We start from the raw sequence: 3,501 nt of genomic DNA, 5'->3' as shown, positions 1-3,501 counted from the left end.
GTTCGTGGCGGCGAGATCCTCGGTCTCGTCGGCGAGTCCGGCTCTGGCAAGTCTTCGATGGCGCGCGCCCTAACCGGACTTGCGCGCTTCTCAGGCACAATCTCCTTCGACGAGCACGAGATCCACGGCATGCGCGACATGAACGCCGCTTACCGCCGCGACGTGCAGATCATTTTCCAGCATCCAGATTCGTCACTCAATCCGCGTCACAGGATCGACGAGATCCTGTCACGTCCTCTCAAGCTCTACGGCGGCCATCTTGCAGATATTCCCCGCCTGCTCGACCAGGTGCGACTGCCCCAATCCTACGCCAACCGCTGGCCGCATCAGCTTTCAGGCGGCGAGAAGCAGCGCATCGCCATCGCGCGTGCCTTCGCTGCGCGGCCGAAACTCGTGATCTGCGACGAGATCACCGCGCCGCTGGACGTCTCTGTGCAGGCCCAGATCATCGAATTGCTGCTGACGCTGCGTGAGGAGACTGGAACCGCCTTTCTCTTCATCACCCACGATCTCAACCTTATCCGTCAGATCGCTCACCGCATCGCGGTGATGCGCCGGGGTGCAGTGGTCGACCTTCTGCCCGTCGAAGATTTCGATGCGAACCACGTTCATCCCTACACCCGCGAACTGATGGCTGCTTCCCCCGTGCCGGTCGGTTGACGACAAGGACTTCCTGCCATGGACCACAACGCACTTCTCGCTCGGATCGACGTGCCCGCTGCCCTCGATCTTCTGTCACTCATGGTGCAGCACAAGAGCTACTCCAGATCGGACGACGAGAAGCAGCTCGCAGCCTTCATGGCTGGCCGCATGCGCGAGATCGGCCTCGATACCGAGCTCACAGCCTTCGGCAATGAGGGGCGCGTCAACGCCGTCGGCCGCTGGAAGGGCAGCGGCGGCGGCAAGAGCCTGATGTTCAACGGCCATCTCGACACCAACCCGGTGACCGAAGGCTGGACCGTCGACCCTTGGGCAGGCAAGGTCGACGACGACTTCATCTACGGCATCGGCGTTTCCAACATGAAGGCCGGTGATGCCGCCTACTTCTGCGCGGTCAAGACGCTGATCGACGCCGGCGTCAAACTCAGCGGCGACGTCATCCTCACCTATGTGGTCGGCGAGCTGCAAGGCGGCGTCGGCACCTACTCGCTGGTCGAGCAGGGACTTCGCGCCGACTATTTCATCAACTCCGAGCCGACCGACCTGAAGGCCATGACCATGCACGCCGCAGCGTTCATGTTCATCATCGAGCTGACCGGCAATACCCGTCATCTGTCCAAGCGCGAAGAGGCGGTCGATGCGATCACGGCCGCGTGCGACCTCATTCCGCGCCTCAATGCGATGAAATTCTCGGGCGCCCTCTCGCCGGAGCATGAGCGGATCAATCGCGTCCATGTTGGCGTCGTGCACGGCGCGCTCGGCCGCGAGTTGCACGAATGGCGCACGCCCCAGGTTGCGGACTTCGTGCGGATCAAGGGCTCGGGCCGCTACGCACCGGGCCAGTCCGAAGCCAAGGCCCTGGCCGACATGCGCCGCGAGCTCGACGCACTCGAAGCACGGTTTCCCGGCCTCAAGGCCGAGATCATGTCGGAGGACCGCTCCGGCGTGCCGACCATGCCGCCATTCGAAGTGGCACGCACGAGCCCGATCGTCCAGGCCGTCAACCGCGCTTATCGCGCAGTACGCGGAGAAGAGCAGCCGACGGGCGCCGTCGCCCCGAGCTGCTTCTACGGGACCGATGCTGGCCATCTGCACTATTACGGCGGAATGGAAGGCATCGTCTGTGGCCCCGGCGGCCGTTACAACACAATGCCCGATGAACGTGTCGACATCGGTGATTTCATCGACATGATCCGCATCTACATGCTGGCCATTCTGGAGATTTGCGGATAGCGGGCGCTGAAACGCGCGCACCTGATACCACGAAGGATGAATGGCAATGTTGTTTCCGATCGACGAATATGAGGCGCGCGTTAAGCGCGTGCACGAGCAGATGGCCGCTCGCGAGCTCGATGTCCTCATCGTCGACCAGAGCGAGTTCCTTGCCTACCTCACCGGCTTCTCGATCTCGGAGAACATGTACCGGGCCTGCCTTCTGCCGCGCGACGGCGAGCCGATCATGATCCTTCGCGCCGTCGACCTTGGCCCGTTCACCGAGAGCTCGTGGCTGTCGCGCTCCGTTGCCTTCGCCGATTGGGAAGACCCGATCCGGATGCTCGCCGACACCATCCGTAGCCTTGGCTATGCGACAGGCCGCGTCGGGCTCGATGAGGATTCCTATTGCATGCCGCTCTCCCGCTTCAAGCAGCTCTCGGCGCAACTGCCAGACGCGCGCTTTGTCGACTTCTCCGGCGTGATGGCCGAGCTCCGCGCCAGGAAGAGCACGAGGGAGATCGCCGTGCTCCGGCGCGCTGCCGCGATCGGCGACCTCGGCATCGATGCAGCTCTGAAAGCCTCCGGCGAAGGTCGATCGGGCCGCGACGCGGCAGCGGCCGTCTATCAGGTCTTCATGCAGGAAGGCGCGGACGCCGCACGCGCGGGGATCATTACCGCCGGCGTCGGCAACGCGTTCCTGCACGGCGGACTGACCAAGCAGCCGCTGGCCAAGGGCGATATCCTGCATATGGAACTGTTGCCCTATATTGACGGCTACAGCGCCCGCCTGATGCGCTCGGCCGTGATCGGAGAAATCGACCCGCGCCGGTCGCATCTCGCCCGGCGGCTCATCGATATCCAGGACCGGCAGTTCGAGGCGATCAAGCCTGGAGCCGACGCCGCCGAGGTCGACGCTCTGGCGCGAAACGCCATGCTCGCCGATGGACTACGGCCCGACTACCCCAACATCACCGGCTATTCGCTCGGCTGCTATCCGCTCCATAGCCCGCGCACCAGTGACTTCTCGCGCATCTTCCTGCCCACGGCCCATTGGACGCTGGAGGAAGGCATGGTGTTTCACATGTACGTCTCCGCCGATGGCATCGCGATCAGCGAGACAGTGCTCGTCACCGAGACCGGGCACGAGTGTCTGACGCGCTCGCCGCGGCAAGTGTTTCAGGTCTGAGCAACGCGCGACCCAGAGACGTGCACGTCCCGACCTGGGGCGACTCCTACCCACTTCAGAAGGCCTTCTCACATTGGCTGTGATGAGATTTTTCTTGATCTCCCGGAGCACACGTCGTGCACACGGCGTCGTCTAACTGTTTGAACATCCTGAACTCCTGCACGATGAAGACATGCACGAAGTTGGAGAGCCCCTCGCCGGTCAAAGGCAGCCGTGATGGCGTTGCTCAAGACTGCACTCGGCAGCATGAAGCTGTCCGCGCTCATGATACAGTTCGTCGCGTGCCAACTATTGTGAAGAGGCTCGCAGCGCGTTCGTTAGTGCAGACAGCGCGGCCGGCTGATGCCGACGACTGGGGTAATACATGAAGAATCCGGCAATTGGCGGCGTCCAATCTTCCAGCACACGAATGAGGCGATGTTTCGCAACATGCTCTGCGA

Annotated in this window: 3 protein-coding genes; all 3 read left to right on the top strand. The window is 62.8% G+C overall.

Going from position 1 to position 3,501, the window contains the following annotated elements:
- A partial coding sequence (locus ACXJL8_RS36775) for an ABC transporter ATP-binding protein (RefSeq protein WP_456686594.1) occupies nt 1-660 on the top strand: 660 nt, incomplete at its 5' end.
- 18 nt (nt 661-678) lie between these two features.
- Nucleotides 679-1,893, top strand: a complete 1,215-nt coding sequence (locus ACXJL8_RS36770; protein ID WP_456623332.1) for a M20 family metallopeptidase — start codon at nt 679-681, stop codon at nt 1,891-1,893.
- A gap of 40 nt (nt 1,894-1,933) precedes the next feature.
- Nucleotides 1,934-3,061: a M24 family metallopeptidase gene (locus ACXJL8_RS36765; protein WP_456623333.1), complete on the top strand. Its 1,128-nt coding sequence runs from the start codon at nt 1,934-1,936 to the stop codon at nt 3,059-3,061.
- Nucleotides 3,062-3,501: the final 440 nt, after the last annotated feature.

Source organism: Bradyrhizobium sp. P5_C11_2 (assembly GCF_054049755.1).
The sequence above is the reverse complement of the archived record's forward strand: the minus strand, read 5'-3'. Positions and strand labels throughout refer to the sequence as shown.